This is a genomic window from Stenotrophomonas sp. NPDC077461, assembly GCF_049545475.1.
GTDB lineage: Bacteria > Pseudomonadota > Gammaproteobacteria > Xanthomonadales > Xanthomonadaceae > Stenotrophomonas > Stenotrophomonas nematodicola.
The window spans coordinates 107,031-121,572 of the sequence record NZ_JBMWDO010000002.1 but is presented as its reverse complement, the minus strand read 5'-3'; the positions used below and the strand labels follow the sequence as shown (position 1 = coordinate 121,572).

General features: G+C 67.6%; 15 protein-coding genes. 3 read left to right on the top strand and 12 right to left on the bottom strand.

The annotated features are described in order from the left end of the window. Nucleotides 1–24: 24 nt before the first annotated feature. The 6 genes from ACPEH8_RS05145 to ACPEH8_RS05120 all read right to left on the bottom strand — a co-directional run bounded on the left by ACPEH8_RS05145 (nt 25) and on the right by ACPEH8_RS05120 (nt 5,427). Nucleotides 25–693, bottom strand: a complete 669-nt coding sequence (locus ACPEH8_RS05145; RefSeq protein WP_017355812.1) for a rhomboid family intramembrane serine protease — start codon at nt 691–693, stop codon at nt 25–27. Nucleotides 694–763: 70 nt separating this feature from the next. Then, nucleotides 764–1,129, bottom strand: a complete 366-nt coding sequence (locus ACPEH8_RS05140; protein ID WP_229296534.1) for an MGMT family protein — start codon at nt 1,127–1,129, stop codon at nt 764–766. Then, complete coding sequence (locus tag ACPEH8_RS05135) at nt 1,126–2,046, bottom strand: DMT family transporter (RefSeq protein WP_026070741.1); 921 nt, start codon at nt 2,044–2,046, stop codon at nt 1,126–1,128. The genes ACPEH8_RS05140 and ACPEH8_RS05135 overlap by 4 nt, the downstream gene beginning before the upstream one ends. Nucleotides 2,047–2,142: 96 nt before the next feature. After that, complete coding sequence (gorA, locus tag ACPEH8_RS05130) at nt 2,143–3,498, bottom strand: glutathione-disulfide reductase (protein ID WP_136003172.1); 1,356 nt, start codon at nt 3,496–3,498, stop codon at nt 2,143–2,145. A gap of 101 nt (nt 3,499–3,599) precedes the next feature. Further along, on the bottom strand, nt 3,600–4,859 hold the full coding sequence (locus ACPEH8_RS05125; RefSeq protein ID WP_423666335.1) for a DUF418 domain-containing protein: 1,260 nt from the start codon (nt 4,857–4,859) through the stop codon (nt 3,600–3,602). Nucleotides 4,860–4,947: 88 nt separating this feature from the next. Then, nucleotides 4,948–5,427, bottom strand: coding sequence for an FKBP-type peptidyl-prolyl cis-trans isomerase (locus ACPEH8_RS05120; protein ID WP_026070739.1), 480 nt, complete (start codon nt 5,425–5,427; stop codon nt 4,948–4,950). Nucleotides 5,428–5,537: 110 nt separating this feature from the next. Between ACPEH8_RS05120 and ACPEH8_RS05115 the strand changes: the two genes are divergently transcribed. The 3 genes from ACPEH8_RS05115 (at nt 5,538) to ACPEH8_RS05105 (ending at nt 8,567) form a co-directional block, all read left to right on the top strand. After that, a complete protein-coding gene (locus ACPEH8_RS05115) occupies nt 5,538–6,080 on the top strand; it encodes a C40 family peptidase (RefSeq protein WP_026070738.1) in 543 nt (180 codons plus the stop codon). A 131-nt stretch (nt 6,081–6,211) separates the two neighbouring features. After that, on the top strand, nt 6,212–6,982 hold the full coding sequence (locus ACPEH8_RS05110) for a C40 family peptidase (protein WP_017355805.1): 771 nt from the start codon (nt 6,212–6,214) through the stop codon (nt 6,980–6,982). Nucleotides 6,983–7,229: 247 nt separating this feature from the next. Next, the gene (locus ACPEH8_RS05105; RefSeq protein ID WP_136003171.1) at nt 7,230–8,567 is read left to right on the top strand and encodes a sigma-54 interaction domain-containing protein; all 1,338 of its coding nucleotides are present in this window, start codon (nt 7,230–7,232) and stop codon (nt 8,565–8,567) included. A 19-nt stretch (nt 8,568–8,586) separates the two neighbouring features. On the opposite strand, the gene ACPEH8_RS05100 is transcribed toward ACPEH8_RS05105, so the two are convergent. From ACPEH8_RS05100 to ACPEH8_RS05075, 6 genes are all read right to left on the bottom strand, one after another. Continuing rightward, entirely contained in the window at nt 8,587–9,897 is a 1,311-nt protein-coding gene (locus tag ACPEH8_RS05100; protein ID WP_017355803.1) for a hypothetical protein, read from the bottom strand. A 45-nt stretch (nt 9,898–9,942) separates the two neighbouring features. Beyond that, nucleotides 9,943–10,704 carry a hypothetical protein gene (locus ACPEH8_RS05095; RefSeq protein ID WP_262071686.1) on the bottom strand — a complete coding sequence of 254 codons (762 nt, stop codon included), beginning with the start codon at nt 10,702–10,704 and terminating at the stop codon, nt 9,943–9,945. Between the two features lie 9 nt (nt 10,705–10,713). Beyond that, on the bottom strand, nt 10,714–11,424 hold the full coding sequence (locus ACPEH8_RS05090) for a C39 family peptidase (protein ID WP_136003169.1): 711 nt from the start codon (nt 11,422–11,424) through the stop codon (nt 10,714–10,716). A gap of 134 nt (nt 11,425–11,558) precedes the next feature. Continuing rightward, nucleotides 11,559–12,992 (bottom strand): adhesin, encoded by a 1,434-nt coding sequence (locus ACPEH8_RS05085; protein ID WP_423666220.1) that lies wholly within the window; start codon nt 12,990–12,992, stop codon nt 11,559–11,561. A gap of 44 nt (nt 12,993–13,036) precedes the next feature. Further along, nucleotides 13,037–13,675, bottom strand: coding sequence for a hypothetical protein (locus ACPEH8_RS05080; protein ID WP_229296535.1), 639 nt, complete (start codon nt 13,673–13,675; stop codon nt 13,037–13,039). Continuing rightward, complete coding sequence (locus ACPEH8_RS05075; protein WP_423666218.1) at nt 13,672–14,202, bottom strand: hypothetical protein; 531 nt, start codon at nt 14,200–14,202, stop codon at nt 13,672–13,674. The genes ACPEH8_RS05080 and ACPEH8_RS05075 overlap by 4 nt, the downstream gene beginning before the upstream one ends. Nucleotides 14,203–14,542 lie beyond the last annotated feature (340 nt).

Below are 14,542 nucleotides of genomic sequence, written 5' to 3'. Positions count from 1 at the left end.
GTCATCTGACGGCCCTGCCCCGTCCTACTTGACCCGACGCAGATGGTTGGGCCGCGGGCCGCCCGGCGGGCGACGGTTGAACGGCGGCTGGCCGCGCCAATAGCGGATCAGCAGCCAGCCGAACAGCATGCCGCCGAGGTGGGCGAAGTGGGCCACGCCGGGCTGCCAGCCGGTGGCGCCCAGCATCAGCTCGATCGCACCGAACACGATCACGAAGGTGCGTGCCTTCATCGGAATCGGCGGGAACAGCAGCATCACCCGCTGGTTCGGGAACAGCATGCCGTAGGCCAGCAGCAGGCCGAACACGCCACCGGACGCGCCCAGCACCGTGGCCGGGTTTTCCATCATCATGCCAACCACCAGTTGGCACAGCCCGGCGCCGACCACGCAGACCAGGTAATAGGTGAGGAACCGCTTTTCACCCCAGGTCTGTTCCAGCGGCGCGCCGAACATGAACAGTGCGAGCATGTTGAAGAACAGGTGGCCCACGCTGCCATGCAGGAAGCCGTAGGTCAGCAGCTGCCAGGGCTGGAAATTGCCGCCCGGCGAGAACGGATCGAATCCGCTGCGCAGCGGCTGCAGCATGAACGGCTCGAACGTGCCGTTGCCGAGCAGGAACGGCTGCTGCAGCAGAAACAGCAGAATGTTGGCGATCAACAGCGCCTTGGTGACGGTGGGCAGTCGCGGGAACATGGGGGCATCCTTTGGAACCGTGTGCATCATAGCGCGGCCCGTTCACCCCCGACCCGGCCCGGGCGAACGCTCAGCCCGGGCCCCACAGCGCCGCGTCCAGATCATCGGCGCTGCGCGGCATGTGCTTGACCCTGCCGCGTTCGATCGCCACGCCTTCGGCGCGCAGCCGCTGGGTCTGTTCACGCCAGCCACGCGATCCCTCCGGCATCGCGATGCGCCCGTCAGAGCGCAGCACCCGATGCCACGGCAGGTCGGGGTCCTCGTTCTGCCCGAGCACGCGCGCGGTCAATCGCGCCCGGCCCGGCAATCCGGCCCTGGCCGCCACCTGGCCATAGCCCATCACCTGCCCTCGCGGAATCGCCCGGATCACCGCCAGGATGCGTTCACGGGCCTGGGCCGCCGGATCATCGCCTGCCGGCGGGGGCGCGCCCGTCACGCGCGCACGCGGCTGACCAGCAGCACGCCGACCAGTACCAGCGCGGTCCCCAGGATCTGCCAGGGACCCATCGGTTCGTCGAGCAGCCATAGACTCATCACGATGGTGGATACCGGCCCGAGCATACCGACCTGCGCAGCCAGCGACGAGCCGATCCGCTTGACCGCCAGCATGATCGCCAGCACCGGCAGGACGGTGCACACCGTCGCATTGAGCAGCGACAGCCCATACACCGGCGCCGGCGCCTGGCCGAGCGCGGCCAGCGGGTGCAGCAGCGCGAAGTGCAGTACGCACAGCACGCATGCGACGCAGCTGGCATAGGCGGTCAGGCGGATCGCACCGATCCGCGCCACCACTTGGCCGCTGCCGAACAGGTACAACGCATAGCTGAGTGCACTGGCGAATACCAGCGCACTGCCCAGCACGATGCGTCCGCCCTCCAGCTGCAGGTCGTGGCCAAACGCCAGCAGCACGCCGAGATAGCTCAGCACGAGCGCGGCGAGCTGCCAGCGGCCGGGGCGCTTTTTCAGCAGCACCAGGCTGATCAGCAGCACCAGGGTCGGATTGAGATAGAGGATCAGCCGTTCCAGGGTCACGCTGATGTACTGCAACCCCTGGAAGTCGAGCAGGCTGGACAGGTAGTAGCCGGTGAAACCCAGCCACACCACCCTGCCCCGATCCGCCCATGACAGCGCCGTGGCGCGCCGCGCCGACCATACCGCGAGCGCGGCGAACAGCGGAAAGGCCATCAGCATGCGCAGCGCCAGCAGCGTGGTCGCATCCACGCCATGCCGGTAGGCCAGCTTGACGATCACCGCCTTGCCGGACGCCGCGATCGCACCGACCGCGGCCAGCGCGATGCCACCGGCGGCGATGCGGCTGGACGAGGTGGGAAGCGACGACACGGTGGGCGGCATCAGGACGGCGGGCAGCCGCGCGCGCGGCTGCAACAGAGGAATCGGGACGGGATTGTCGCACGCGTCCGACGCGACGGCCTTGCTGGAATGGCCGTGTTATCGCATCAGCACGACTTCCTCGGCCGAGGTCGGATGGATCGCCACGGTGGCATCGAACTGCGCCTTGGTCGCCCCCATCTTCACCGCCAGCGCGAAGCCCTGCAGGATTTCATCGGCCGCCTCGCCAAGCAGGTGCACGCCCACCACACGCTCCTCCTCGCCCACGCAGACCAGCTTGAACAGGCTGCGCTGGGTACCGTCGGCCAGTGCCTGCAGCATCGGGCGGAAGTTGCTGCGATACACGCGTACATCGCCGTACCTCGCGCAGGCCTCTTCCTCACTCAGCCCCACCGCGCCGAGCGCGGGGTGCGAGAACACCACGCTGGCGACGTTCTCATAGTCCATCTTCGCCTGCGGCTGGCCGCCGAACAGGCGATCCATCAGCGTGCGCGCCGCGGCGATGGCGACCGGGGTCAGACCGACCTTGCCGGCAATGTCGCCCACCGCGTGCACGCTCGGCACGGCCGTGGTCTGCCATGCGTCGACCTCCACCTCGCCCTTGTCGCCCACCACCACGCCCAGCGCTTCCAACCCGAGGTCGGCACTGTTGCCGCGGCGACCGGTGGCGAAGAACAGCGCGTCGAACTGCCCGTCGGCAGGCCCGTCATGGCCCAACGCCACCACTGCATCGCCGTCGCGCTGCAACTCGCGCAGGCGATAGCCGAAATGCAGCTGCACGCCCTGGTGGCGCAGGTTGTCGGCGAGCTGCGCGGTCAGCTCCGCGTCGAACCGTTCCAGCAGGCGGTCGCCACGCACCAGCAGTGTCACCCGGCTGCCCAGCGCCTGCAGCAGGCCGGCCAGCTCCACGGCGATGTAGCCACCGCCGACAATGGCCACGCGCGCCGGGGCACTGCACAGGTTGAAGAAATCATCGGAGACCAGCCCAAGCGCCGCCCCCGGAATATCCGGGCGCTGCGGATGCGCGCCAGTGGCGATCAGGATGTGCTCGGCACTGATGCGCACGCCGTCGCTGCATTCCACGGTATGCGCATCGACCAGACGGCCGCGGCGCGGCACGCGGACCACCTTGTTCTCGTCCAGGCGCTTGAGATAACTGGCATGGATGTTGGCGATGTACGCCTGGCGGTGCACCACCAGTTCCTTCCAGTCCAGCGCCGGACGCAGCGGAACATCAAAGCCCATTGCCGCAGCCAGGCCGATGCGCCCGGCCAGATCGGCCGCCAGCCACATGGCCTTCTTCGGCACGCAGCCGACGTTGACGCAGGTGCCGCCGAGTTCACCGGGCTCCAGCATGGCCACCCGGCGACCGTGCTGCGCGGCGCGGAAGGCCGCCGCCAGGCCACCGGAGCCGCCCCCCAGCACGATCAGGTCATAGTCGTAGTGCGTCGTCATTGGCAGTACTCGAACAGATGGCAGGTGGACGGTCGCCCACCTTCAGACAGGACCCCGAGCATGCCACGCCCGGCCGCGAGCCATGCGTGACGATACCGGGCTCACGCGCGCGCGTCGCCTCGGCGCAGGGGCGGCCACTGCAGGTAGGTCATGGCGCGCCACACCCATTCCAGCGGACCGAAACGGAAGTGCCGCAGCCACCAATGGCTGACGAGTACCTGCACGCCGAACAACGCCAGCGCGAACGGCACCTGCCACAGCCGCGGCAACTGCTCGAACAGGCCCAGGCCGTATCCGTAGAAGATCCACGTGCAGACCAGCGACTGGCCGATGTAGTGGGTGAGCGCCATCCGCCCCACCGGCGCCAGCCAGTGCAGCCGACCGCGCACGCGCACGACCCAGGCCAGGTAGCCCAGGCACATCAGCAGGCTGGCCACCGACGACAGCGCGTAGGCCGCCCCACTGGCCGGCGTGAATGTGCCCGGCGCCAGATACGGCACCCAGTACGCACTCACCAGCATCAGCGCCAGCCCCACCGGCAGCGCGACCCAGCGCAGCGCCGCGTACAGGCCGGCGAAACGTGCCGGCTCGGCCAGTGCGCCGCTGCGCGCGAACCAGCTGCCGATCAGGAACATGCCCAGCACTTCCGGCCCGACGATCATGATGCCCGACAGCATCGCGCCAAGGTCGCTGAAACGCTGCGCGACGGCCTGGCTCCAACTGCCGTAGCCATACGCCTGCCGCTGCAGTTCGATGGTCTGCTGGGCCTGCAGCATCGCTTCGCGCGTCTGCCCGCCCGGATCGCCACTGGCAACCAATGCGCCCATCAGCGCGCCCATCAGCAGCAAGAGCACGGCCGCAAGCAGGTAGCTGCCCACACCCATCACCGGCAGCCAGCTGCGCGGCGCCTCGCGGCAGGCCAGCAGCGGCAGCGAGATCAACGCGTACATCACCAGGATGTCGCCGGACCACACCAGCAGTGCATGGCACAGGCCGATCAGCAGCAGCGCGGCGCTGCGACGCAGGTAGAAAGGGGTGAATTCGCGGCCGGCGGCCGCCGCACGCTGCGCCATCACCGAGAAGCCGGCGCCGAACAGCAGCGAGAACAGGGTGAAGAATTTGCCCTGGACGAGCACGTAAATGGCCGCGTCGGTCCAGTAGTCGGCACCCTGCCAGTGCGGATCGATGCTGGTGAAGGACAGATCCAGCGGACCGCTGAGCGCTTCGATGTTCATCAGCAGAATGCCCAGCAGGGCGAAACCGCGCAGGATGTCGATCACCGCGATGCGCTCGCCGACACCGATCGGCTGCAAGGAAGGAGCGGCTGCGTTCACGGGCGTTCCGGGGGCAAGGGCGGACAGTATGGCGCCGCAGACGCGGCATGGCGGCGCCGCAGACGCAGACGGCCCGCCGAAGCGGGCCGTTGCGGTACAGCGCGTTGGCGGAAAATCAGTGCTGGTGGCCGCCGTCGCCGTGCACGTGGCCGTGCTCGATTTCTTCCTTGCTGGCTTCGCGCACTTCAACGATCTCCACATCGAAGTGCAGATCCTTGCCGGCCATCGGGTGGTTCAGGTCGACGTCGACCACGCTCATGCCGACCTTCTGCACGGTGACCGCGCGCGGGCCGAAGTTGGTCTGCAGCACGACCTGCTGGCCCGGCACCAGGCGGGTGGTACCGAAGTGCTTCTTGGGCACGCGCTGGCTCAGGCCGTCACGGCGCTCGCCGTAGGCATCGGCCGCCTTCACGTCGACGGCGAAGGTCGCGCCGGCTTCCTTGTCCATCATGGCGTTTTCCAGGCCCGGGATGATGTTGCCGTGGCCGATCAGGATCGCCAGCGGATCACGATCCCTGGAGCTCTCGATCGGCTCCTGGCCGAGTTCCGAGACGGTGTAATGGAAACGGACGACGCGGTCTTTTTCGATCTTCATGCGCAACTCTGTCTGGGACTGCCATCGGGCAGACGGGTGAGGCGGGTTGTCGCCCGCCGGATACGCCGCCATGATGACGGCCATCTAAGGTGGCGCATTATCCGGACAACATGCAGCTGACGCCAGTTTCGCCCGCAACCCGCCTGCCCGTCCGCCGGGCGCTGGCCCTGCTCGCGGTCGCCCTGCTCGCCGGTTGCGGTGGCGGCAAGGCGGTCCGTCCCTCGTCCCCGCCCGCCGCCAGCCAGGTCTGGCCCACAGTGGCACCGAGCGACCCGGCGGCGGCCAACGCCGTGCTGATGCGCGCCATCGGTCTGGTCGGCACCCCGTATCGCTACGGCGGCAACACGCCCGAGTCCGGCTTCGACTGCAGCGGCCTGGTCGCCTACGTGTACAGGGAAATGCTGGACCTGCGCCTGCCGCGCACCTCGCGCGACCTGGCTGCCGTCCAAGGGCCGAAGATCGACCCGCAGCGGCTGGCGCCGGGCGATCTGGTCTTCTTCGGCAGCCGCGGCAGCGTCTCGCACGTCGGCATCTATGTGGGTGAAGGGCGGTTTGTCCACGCCCCCAGCACCGGTGGAACGGTGCGGCTGGATTCGCTCGGTGGCGCGTACTGGAAGGACCATTACACAGGGGCGAAACGTGTCCTGCACTAAGCTGAACAGGGGTAAGGTCCAAATTTGTGACGAATATCACACCTAGTAAAACGAAAATTTAACGGAATTTGTACCAAATCACAGGTCTTACACGGCATGATCACCCATCGTTTTTATTCAGTGACCGCCGCGTGACGACAGACGACCTGACTTGCAAAGGCCAGACCGCCGCTTCCCGGCGAAGCGCCCGACCCGCCCTCCTCGCTTTCGCGCTCTGCCTGGCCAGCCTTCCGGCCTGGGCCCAGACCGCTCCGACGACCGGCTCCGAGGCTGCTGCACCCGCCGTCACCGCTACCCCCGATTCCACCGCGCCGGCCCGTCCCAAGGCTGAAGCGCCGGCCCGCAGCAAGGCCGATGCCGCTGCCAGCGCCACCCTCGCCGCCCTGCTTCCGCACCTGGCGGCCAACGACACCATTCCCCTGATGGACCGCTCGGCGATGGTCGCCGGCGATCTGAGCCGCCTGCTCGCCAATTACGACGCCAGCACCGGCGCCGTGGTCGGCAGCGCCGCCGACAACGGCAAGGTGCAGTCCCTGCTGCGCCGCGCGATGACCCTGCTGGGCACCCCGTACCGTTGGGGCGGCACCTCGCCGGACAGCGGCTTCGACTGCAGCGGCCTGGTCGGTTACGTGTTCCGTACCGCTCTGGGCATCGAACTGCCGCGCGTCTCGCGCGAGATGGCCCATGACGGCGAGGCCGAACTGATCAACGACCGCAACGCCTTGGCAGCCGGCGACCTGGTGTTCTTCGGCCGCAAGGGCCGGGTCGACCACGTCGGCATCTATGTCGGTGAAGGCCGCTTCCTGCACGCCCCCAGCACCGGCAAGGACGTCCGTGTGGACAGCCTGGTCACCGGTTACTGGAGCGCCAAGTTCATGCAGGCCCGTCGCGTCGAGCTCTGAGCCTGCCGCCACCGCCCGCCGGGAAAGCCGCTGCCTTGCAGCGGCTTTTTTTTGGTTTCCGAACCGGCCCTTGCCGCTGGCCGGTACCGCCGCCAACCGGCGTTGTTCCTTCTGTCGTGCAGGCATTCTTCGCTGGCGATCTCCCCGTGCCAAACGCCGGGGAGTAGCGGACCGGGCGTGGGGCGGCACGTTCGGAGCACCCGTCCAGGACCTGATGCCGCCCCTGTTCTTCTCGACAAGGTGACGCATGGCGGCAGTCCCTGAATTCCCGGCCCGGTGTGTGATCTGGTTTGGGCGCCCCCTGGCCAACGAACGTGCCGCGCTGGCGGCGGCAGGCTGGCAGGTCCGGGGCGTGGCGCCCGAGCAGTGCGCCAGCATCGGCATGCGTGGCAGCGACCAGATCGTCGGTCTGCTCGACCTGCGCGATGGCGTGCCGGCCCAACTGGCCCCTCTGCAGCAGTTGCTGGTGGAGCATCGCCACATGAGCCTGCTGGCGATCGTTCCCTCCACCGGGCTGCCCCCCTCGCCGGCCGTGGACGCGCTGCTGGAGGCCTGCGTGGCCACCTATCGTGCCCCGGTGGACATGCCGCACCTGGTGCTGCGCCTGCAGGAACTCGCCGACGGCGACGGCGCGCGCAGCGGACCCGGTCCACAGGCACTGATCGGCGACAGTGCGGTGCTGCAGGTCACCCGCGCGGCGCTGCGCAAATTCGCGCCGGTGGAGCTGCCGGTGCTGATCACCGGCGAAACCGGTACTGGCAAGGAACTGGCCGCGCAGGCGTTGCATGCGTTGTCGCCCCGCCACGCGCACCCGTTCATGGCGGTCAACTGCGGGGCCATCCCGGCCGCCCTGGTGCAGTCGGAACTGTTCGGGCACGAGCGCGGTGCCTTCACGGGCGCGGCAGCGCGGCGGCTCGGCCTGTTCGAAACCGCCAATGGTGGCACGGTGCTGCTGGATGAGATCGGAGACCTGCCGTTGGACGCACAGACCAGCCTGCTGCGTGTGCTGCAGGAAGGCACGGTCGAACGCGTGGGCAGCAACCGCCCGCTGGCCGTGGACGTGCGCGTGCTTGCCGCCACCCATGTGGATCTGGAAACGGCGGTGGAACAGGGCCGGTTCCGCCGCGATCTGTTCTACCGGCTCAACGTGCTGCGGCTGCCGTTGCCCCCCCTGCGCGAGCGCGGCAGCGACATCGTGCTGCTGGCCCGTCACTTCCTGGACAGCTTCCGCCACCGCCATGCCACCCGCGCGCGCGGCTTCAGCGCCGACGCATTGCGTGCGCTTGAGCGCTTCCACTGGCCGGGCAATGTCCGCGAGCTGCTCAACCGCGTGCAGCGCGCGGCGATCGTCGCCGAAACCGAGCTGATCAGCGCCACCGACCTGGAACTGGGGCAGCCGCTGCTGCCGACCGCGCACCGCGGCCTGCACGACGCCCGCCAGGTGGCCGAGCGTGAAACGCTGCTGCATGCGCTGCGCCAGAGCGACTTCAACATCAGCGCCTGTGCCCGCACGATGCAGGTCTCGCGGGTCACCATCTACCGCCTGTGTCGCAAGCACCAGCTGGCCCTGCCGGAACTGCGGTAGGGCCTGGCGTCGAGATGCCTTACAGCATGTACGGCACCTTGAACGCCAGGGTGAAGTCCGGCGCGTCCGGCGTCAGGCCGATGCCGAGCAGGCTCACCAGCGTGGTGTTCTGATTGAGCGCATAGGTGATGCCGAGGTTGAGCGTGCCGGCATTGGCGTCGCTGCCGATCACCTTCAGCCACTGGCCGTTGCGATACCGCGTGGAGGCGCGCGCACTGAGTTTGTCGCTGAAGGAGATGCTGAGGCTGGTGCGCTCATTGAATGCGAAGGCGACGCCGGCACCGAAGTAGTACGAGCCGCCGAGCTTCACGTCGCCGGGGTTGACCGTATCCGGATTGGCATCGATGTCGTCGAAACTGCGCGGGAAGGAATGGATGTAGCCGATGTTGGCGAACAGGATCGCCGGATCGGCGGTCTTCACCGCCGACAGGCCGACGTTGGCCTGCCATACGCCATTGCCGGTGGGCTGCTGCTCGGGGACCGCAAAGCGGATGAAGTCGTCGTCATCGCGTTCCAGCACCTTCCAGTCCAACCCGTACGGCGCACGCCCGGTGGGCGCGGTGGCCCCCACGGTCAGCACCGTCTCCGGCCACCGCCCGTGTTCGGAAAACAGCTTGTAATTGGCGCTGACGCCGATATCGCCGATTCCGTTGCCGGTGGTTTCCTCCTGCGCGATCGCCGCGGCCGAGCCACCGGCACCGCCCTTCTGGAAGACCGTCTTTCGCGCCAGGTAGGGCACGTCCATGTTCAAGGTCAGGCGCGGGCTGACACCCCAGCGCGCGGCCAGGTTGTAGGTCAGCGTGTCGGACTCCACGTTCTCGATGGCGATGTTGCCGAGGAAGATCGCGTCCAGGGCAAGGAAGCCGTTGAGGCTGAGCTGCTTGCGATCGTAGCGGGCGTAGGTGAGGCTGTTTTCCAGGGTGAAGCGACGGCTGAACAACGCGGCCTGCTGCTGCTTGACGTCATCCACGCTGCGCCGCGATTCCTGTTTGGCCTGCCGCGCCTCTTCGGCGCTGCTCGCATAGCCCTCGCCGCCCACCGGTGCCGCCGGTGTGCCGGCAGGCAGTGGCGGGGGTGCCGCAGCACCCGCCGCCGCGACCGGTGCGGTCTTGCCGGTCAGGCGTGCCTGCATCGCCTGGACCTGCATGTCCAGCTCGCGCAACCGCCGCACTTCCTGGGCGTAATTCGCCTTCAGGGTTTCCAGCTGCGCCATCAGTGCCTTCACGTCGGCCTGGTCGTTGCCGGCTGGCTGCTGCGCGTGCGCGCCCGCCGCTGCCATCAGTGCCAGCGCCGCCAGCGCCAGCGGTGTTGCCCGTATCGAAGTGTGCATTGCCTTGGCCCACGGTTGTGTTGTCGCCCCCTTGCCGGTCCTGCCTTACTGGCCCGGCCCCATGCCTACACCCCGTACCAGCGTCATCGCCTGGGCCACGTTCTGGCTCAGCGGGACGTTGTTGACCAGGGACTGCCTGACCAGATCGATCTGCAGGCGATTGCTCACCGCCTGGCCGTCGCTGCTGAGCGCGATGCTCTGGCCGACGCTGCCGTTGCGGATCCACTGCTGCACCGCGCCGGCGCCCTCGATCTGCAACTGCACCTTGGCGCTGTTGCCGTCCAGCTGGGCAATGGCACTGACCCCATCGCGCTGCAGTGAGGCCACGTGCGCGCTGTCGCTACCGGCGGGCGGCGCAACACCGTCACGCACGGTCAGCCGGGTGGCATTGCTGGCCTGGTTGCCGTCGCCGGCGACCTGGATGGTCTGGCTGAGTCCGGCCACGTTCTGCAGGCCACTGGCATCGATGCTGCGACCGGTGGTGACCGGCAGCGGAGCATCGGCGGCGGTAACGCTGACGCTGGGCGCGAAGGTGATACGCGGGGTGCTGCCCTGGGTGAAGTCCATGCCCAGTTTCAGCGCGCTCTGCGCCGACTGGCCGCCGGCGGTCTGCCACTGCGAGATCATGGTGACGCCGAACCAGGCCACTGTATTGCCACCGACGGTGTAGCGTCCCCGCATGAGGTTCAGTTCCGGATCGGGGATCTCGCTCAGTCCCTTGCCGGGCCGGCTTTCGTCGGCATGCGCCGGTGCCATGCCGAGCACGGTCAGCAGCACCACGCCGGGCGTCCACGTTGCGATGTTCATGTTGACTCCTTAAAACAGGTCGGCATGGGTGAATCCGAAGTCGACCAGTTCCGCGTCGGTGATCGGGCCCTGCCGGGCATACAGCGAACGCGCACTGGGCCGTTCGCCAGGCTGCAGCAGCACCGTGTTGCGATCGAAATCACTGCCGATCACGACAAACACGGCGCGCGACGGCCACGCCTTGAGAAATTCACTGACGGGCAGGCTGCGGTTGCCCAGGATCGGGTCGGCCACGTCCACCACATCGCCACGGACCTGCTTGAGGACCACGAAGTGACGGAACCCGCGTACGTCCATCAGCACCAGTCCAGGCACGCGCAGCGATCGCAACCGCTCTTCGTTGACGCGGTAGCCGCGCCCGCGCATGCCCATCGATTCCACATAACGTTTGATGTCCAGCAGCGAGAATCCACGCTGGTGCACCAGTTGGGGGTCCGATACCCCCATCATCCCTTCGATCACCGTGCCTTCGTCCGCCTCCAGGTGGTAGGCGTAGCGCAGGATCGTGGCCAGCGCCGCCGCGCCGCAGCTGTAGTCGGTGTGCTGCCGCACGATGTTGCGGAAGCGCCGTTCCTGCATGCTTTCCACACGCTGGGTCAGCACCGCTCCATTGGGCAGCACGCCACTGAAGCCGACATCGCCGGCGCGTACCGCGCCCATCGGCAGCATCAGCAGCGACAACGCCCACACCAGCATCCAGATGCGAAAACGGTTGGACATTGCCTTCTCCGGCTCAGGAAGGAGCCCCTGCCCCGAAAGGGGGAGAAGGGACAGGGGCTCCCGGGGAGCCCGGCCATTGGCGGATGGCCGGGTTTGTTGCGCTCAACGCGTACTGCTTGCGAAAACGGACAGACTTACTCGCCGGTGCCGCCGCCACCGCCGCCGGTGGAGGGTTGCGCCACGGCCAGCGCCAGGCTGTTGGCCTGCAGGTTGCCGGTACCCGCCGACACGTTCACCCCGATGTTGCCGGAGGCATTGGAGAACGCACTGCCGGACAGGGCCGCGGTGTTGGTTGCATTCACCGCCACCCAGCGGGTGGTGGAGACGGTGCCGCTCAGGCTCGCGTACAGGTCGGCCACGCCCAGTTCGACGAACTGGCTGGTGCCGCTCTCGTCGGTATCGAAGGCGATACCGCCCACACCCTGGCGATTCGGATTCGCCGTCGCGTTCTGGATGTCGTTATCCATGTCGATGTGGCCCGTTGCATTGCCACTCGGATGGTCCAGCTCGCCATTCCACGTATCCAGGTAGTAGTTGTCCTTCTGGTAGGCGTTGCCGGTACCGCTGTAGCGGCCCGCACCCACCGCGAGGGTCCCGCCGGCGACACGGCCGCGCAGGCTCACGTCCACGGTATCGGTCATGCGCTGCAGATAGCCGGCATTGCTGACGGTATTGCCGCTGGAGACCTGGTTGGAGCTGATGCTCGAGGTGGCATAGGCCGCGGTGGCCACCGAGGCGGCGAGCGCGTTCTTCTGCTCGTTGTTGTTGCCGGAGGTGGCATTGACGCCGATGTTGCCGGACGCACCGCTGAAGGCATTGCCGCCCAGGCCCGCCGCGTTGGTCACGCCGGAGTTGAGGGTGGTGTTGCCTGCGCCGTACTGGTTGACGAACACTTCGGCGTCGGCCATGCCGAAGCTGAAGGACGCATCAGCCGCAGACAGCGATGCGGCGTTGTCCTGGGCATTGTTGTCGCCGGCGGCAACGTTGAAGCCGAGGTTGCCGGACGCATCGGCGCCGACGTCATCGGCGATCGAAGCGCTGTTGGTCACCAGGCTGTTGCCCGCCATGTTGTTGGTGACCGACTGGCGGTTGTCGATGATGGCGATGGCGGCCGAGTCCAGGTCGATCGAGCCGGTGATCTCCGGATCGCCGGAGAAGTTGATGTCCGAGCTCAGACGCAGATCCTTCTCCAGGTTCACGTCCACGCCGTGGTTATTCTTTTCCTTGCGCTCGTCGGCCTGGATGTTGCTGGTCTTGTTGACGTCTTCGTTGACCGTTACATCGCGGTTGCGGGTGACGTCTTCGTTGACGGTGGTGTTGGTGGTGGTGTTGGTGTTGCGGGTGTTGTTCCAGGTCCGGTTCCAGGTCCGCGAATCGGTGTTGGTGTTGGTTTCGGTGTTGGTATCGGTGTTGGTGTTGGTGCGGGTCTCGCTCACATTGTGCAGGTGATTGATGTTCGCGCTCTGGTTCTGGTTGTCACGGTCATTGCCCCGGCCGTTGGCGCCGGCCGTGGCCGATGCCGCAGCGATGGCGACTGCGAGTACGGTCCGCTTCATGGTGGTGTTCATGGTGCCCTCTCTCTCATCACAGACAATCGGGTGGATGTGACTACTCACGGGGTGGACTGCACCGAGATGCTCAGTTGATTTGCGGTGGCGTTGCCGGATCCCGCGATCTGATTGAGTTGCAGGACGCCGTCGAAACCCTGCAGTGCGGTCGCTTCCACCGCCACCCTGCGGGTTCCAGCCGGCCGGCCGTCGTTGACGGTCGCCTGCCCCCCTGCTGACGCGAGCGCACCCGACGCGGCCAGAGCCTCGTCGGTGGTTTCGCGTATGCCCTGTTGCGCCAGCGTCGCGGTCACGACGTTGAGCGTCGCGTTGCCGTTGCCGCTGGCCTGATTGATCGATGCGACGCCGCTGGCGCCGCGCAGTGCCTGTCCGCCGATGCTCGCGCTGGCATCCATCGGGCCGTCGGCGAGCACGCGGTCGCCGGTCTGTCGCTGCTGTGCCTGGACGGCAACACTGGCGCGCTGCCCGTTGGCGATGCCGATGAGGTTGGCCTGCTGGTTGAGATCGCCGGCCACCATGTTCACGCTCATCGCACCGTTGGCGCCGGCCAGCGCACGGCCGTCCATGCGACTGTGGTTGAGGTAGGACAGCATCGCGGCGTAATCGTCGCCGGACTGCGCCGCGGCGACAGCCGGAACGATCAGCGCGAGCGCCAGCGCACTGCCCCGCAGCCAGGCGCTCATTTGCCGGGTCCGCCTGCAGGCTGGCCGAGCGGGAACTGCGCCAGCGCGCCCCGCACCTGGTCGCCGATGCCGCGCGTGGCATTGCCCACCGCGCCCATTGAGCCGCCGATGGTGTTGCTGAACTGACCGCCGGACAGCATGCCGTTGTCGGTGACCTTGCCCAGTGTGTTGTTGACGGTCTGGCCGGTCACGCGTTCGATCGTGGTCGGCCCGTGGGCGGCGCCTGCGCCGGTATTGGACCCGAGCGAGGCATAGTCGTCGTCGCTGAGTTCATCCATCCCGGTCGAGGTGCCCAGCGCCTGGCCGACTTCGCGACGGGGCGACGGCTCGGCAATCAGGGCGATCCCGGGCGGTGCGGGACGATACGCCGGCCGGGTGGACACATCGCGCAGCAGCACGATTTCACCCGGCTGGGCCTTCACCCCCTGACGTGCGCCGGAGGCCGTGGCGGCCAGCGGCAGTACCATCACTGCGGCCAGCCACCAGGGGCTGAAGCGCGGTGTCCTGCGTGCGGCGATGCTGTCCATGGCGAACTCCCGAAAACATGCGCAGGGACATCGCAGCAATCGTGCCAAGTCCAGCAGGCCCGTACGACAAGGCCTTGCCGGCGTTCGCACGCGGCAGCCGCTTCATCGGTGTTACATCCGCGTGGGAAAATCGTTGCCTGAACGTGCGCGGGGACAGGCGGTGCGCCCCGCAGCGTCAACGGTGGCGGGCCTGTATCAACGCTGTTACACCCCCCTGATACACCGCGTTACGGTGCGTGGTCAGCGAGGAGAGAAGGAGCATCCATCAGATTCGGGCGGCAGGCGGTGTCCGCCCCACACAGACAGGGCCGGCAGATGCCGGCCCTGTGCGACGTGCCCA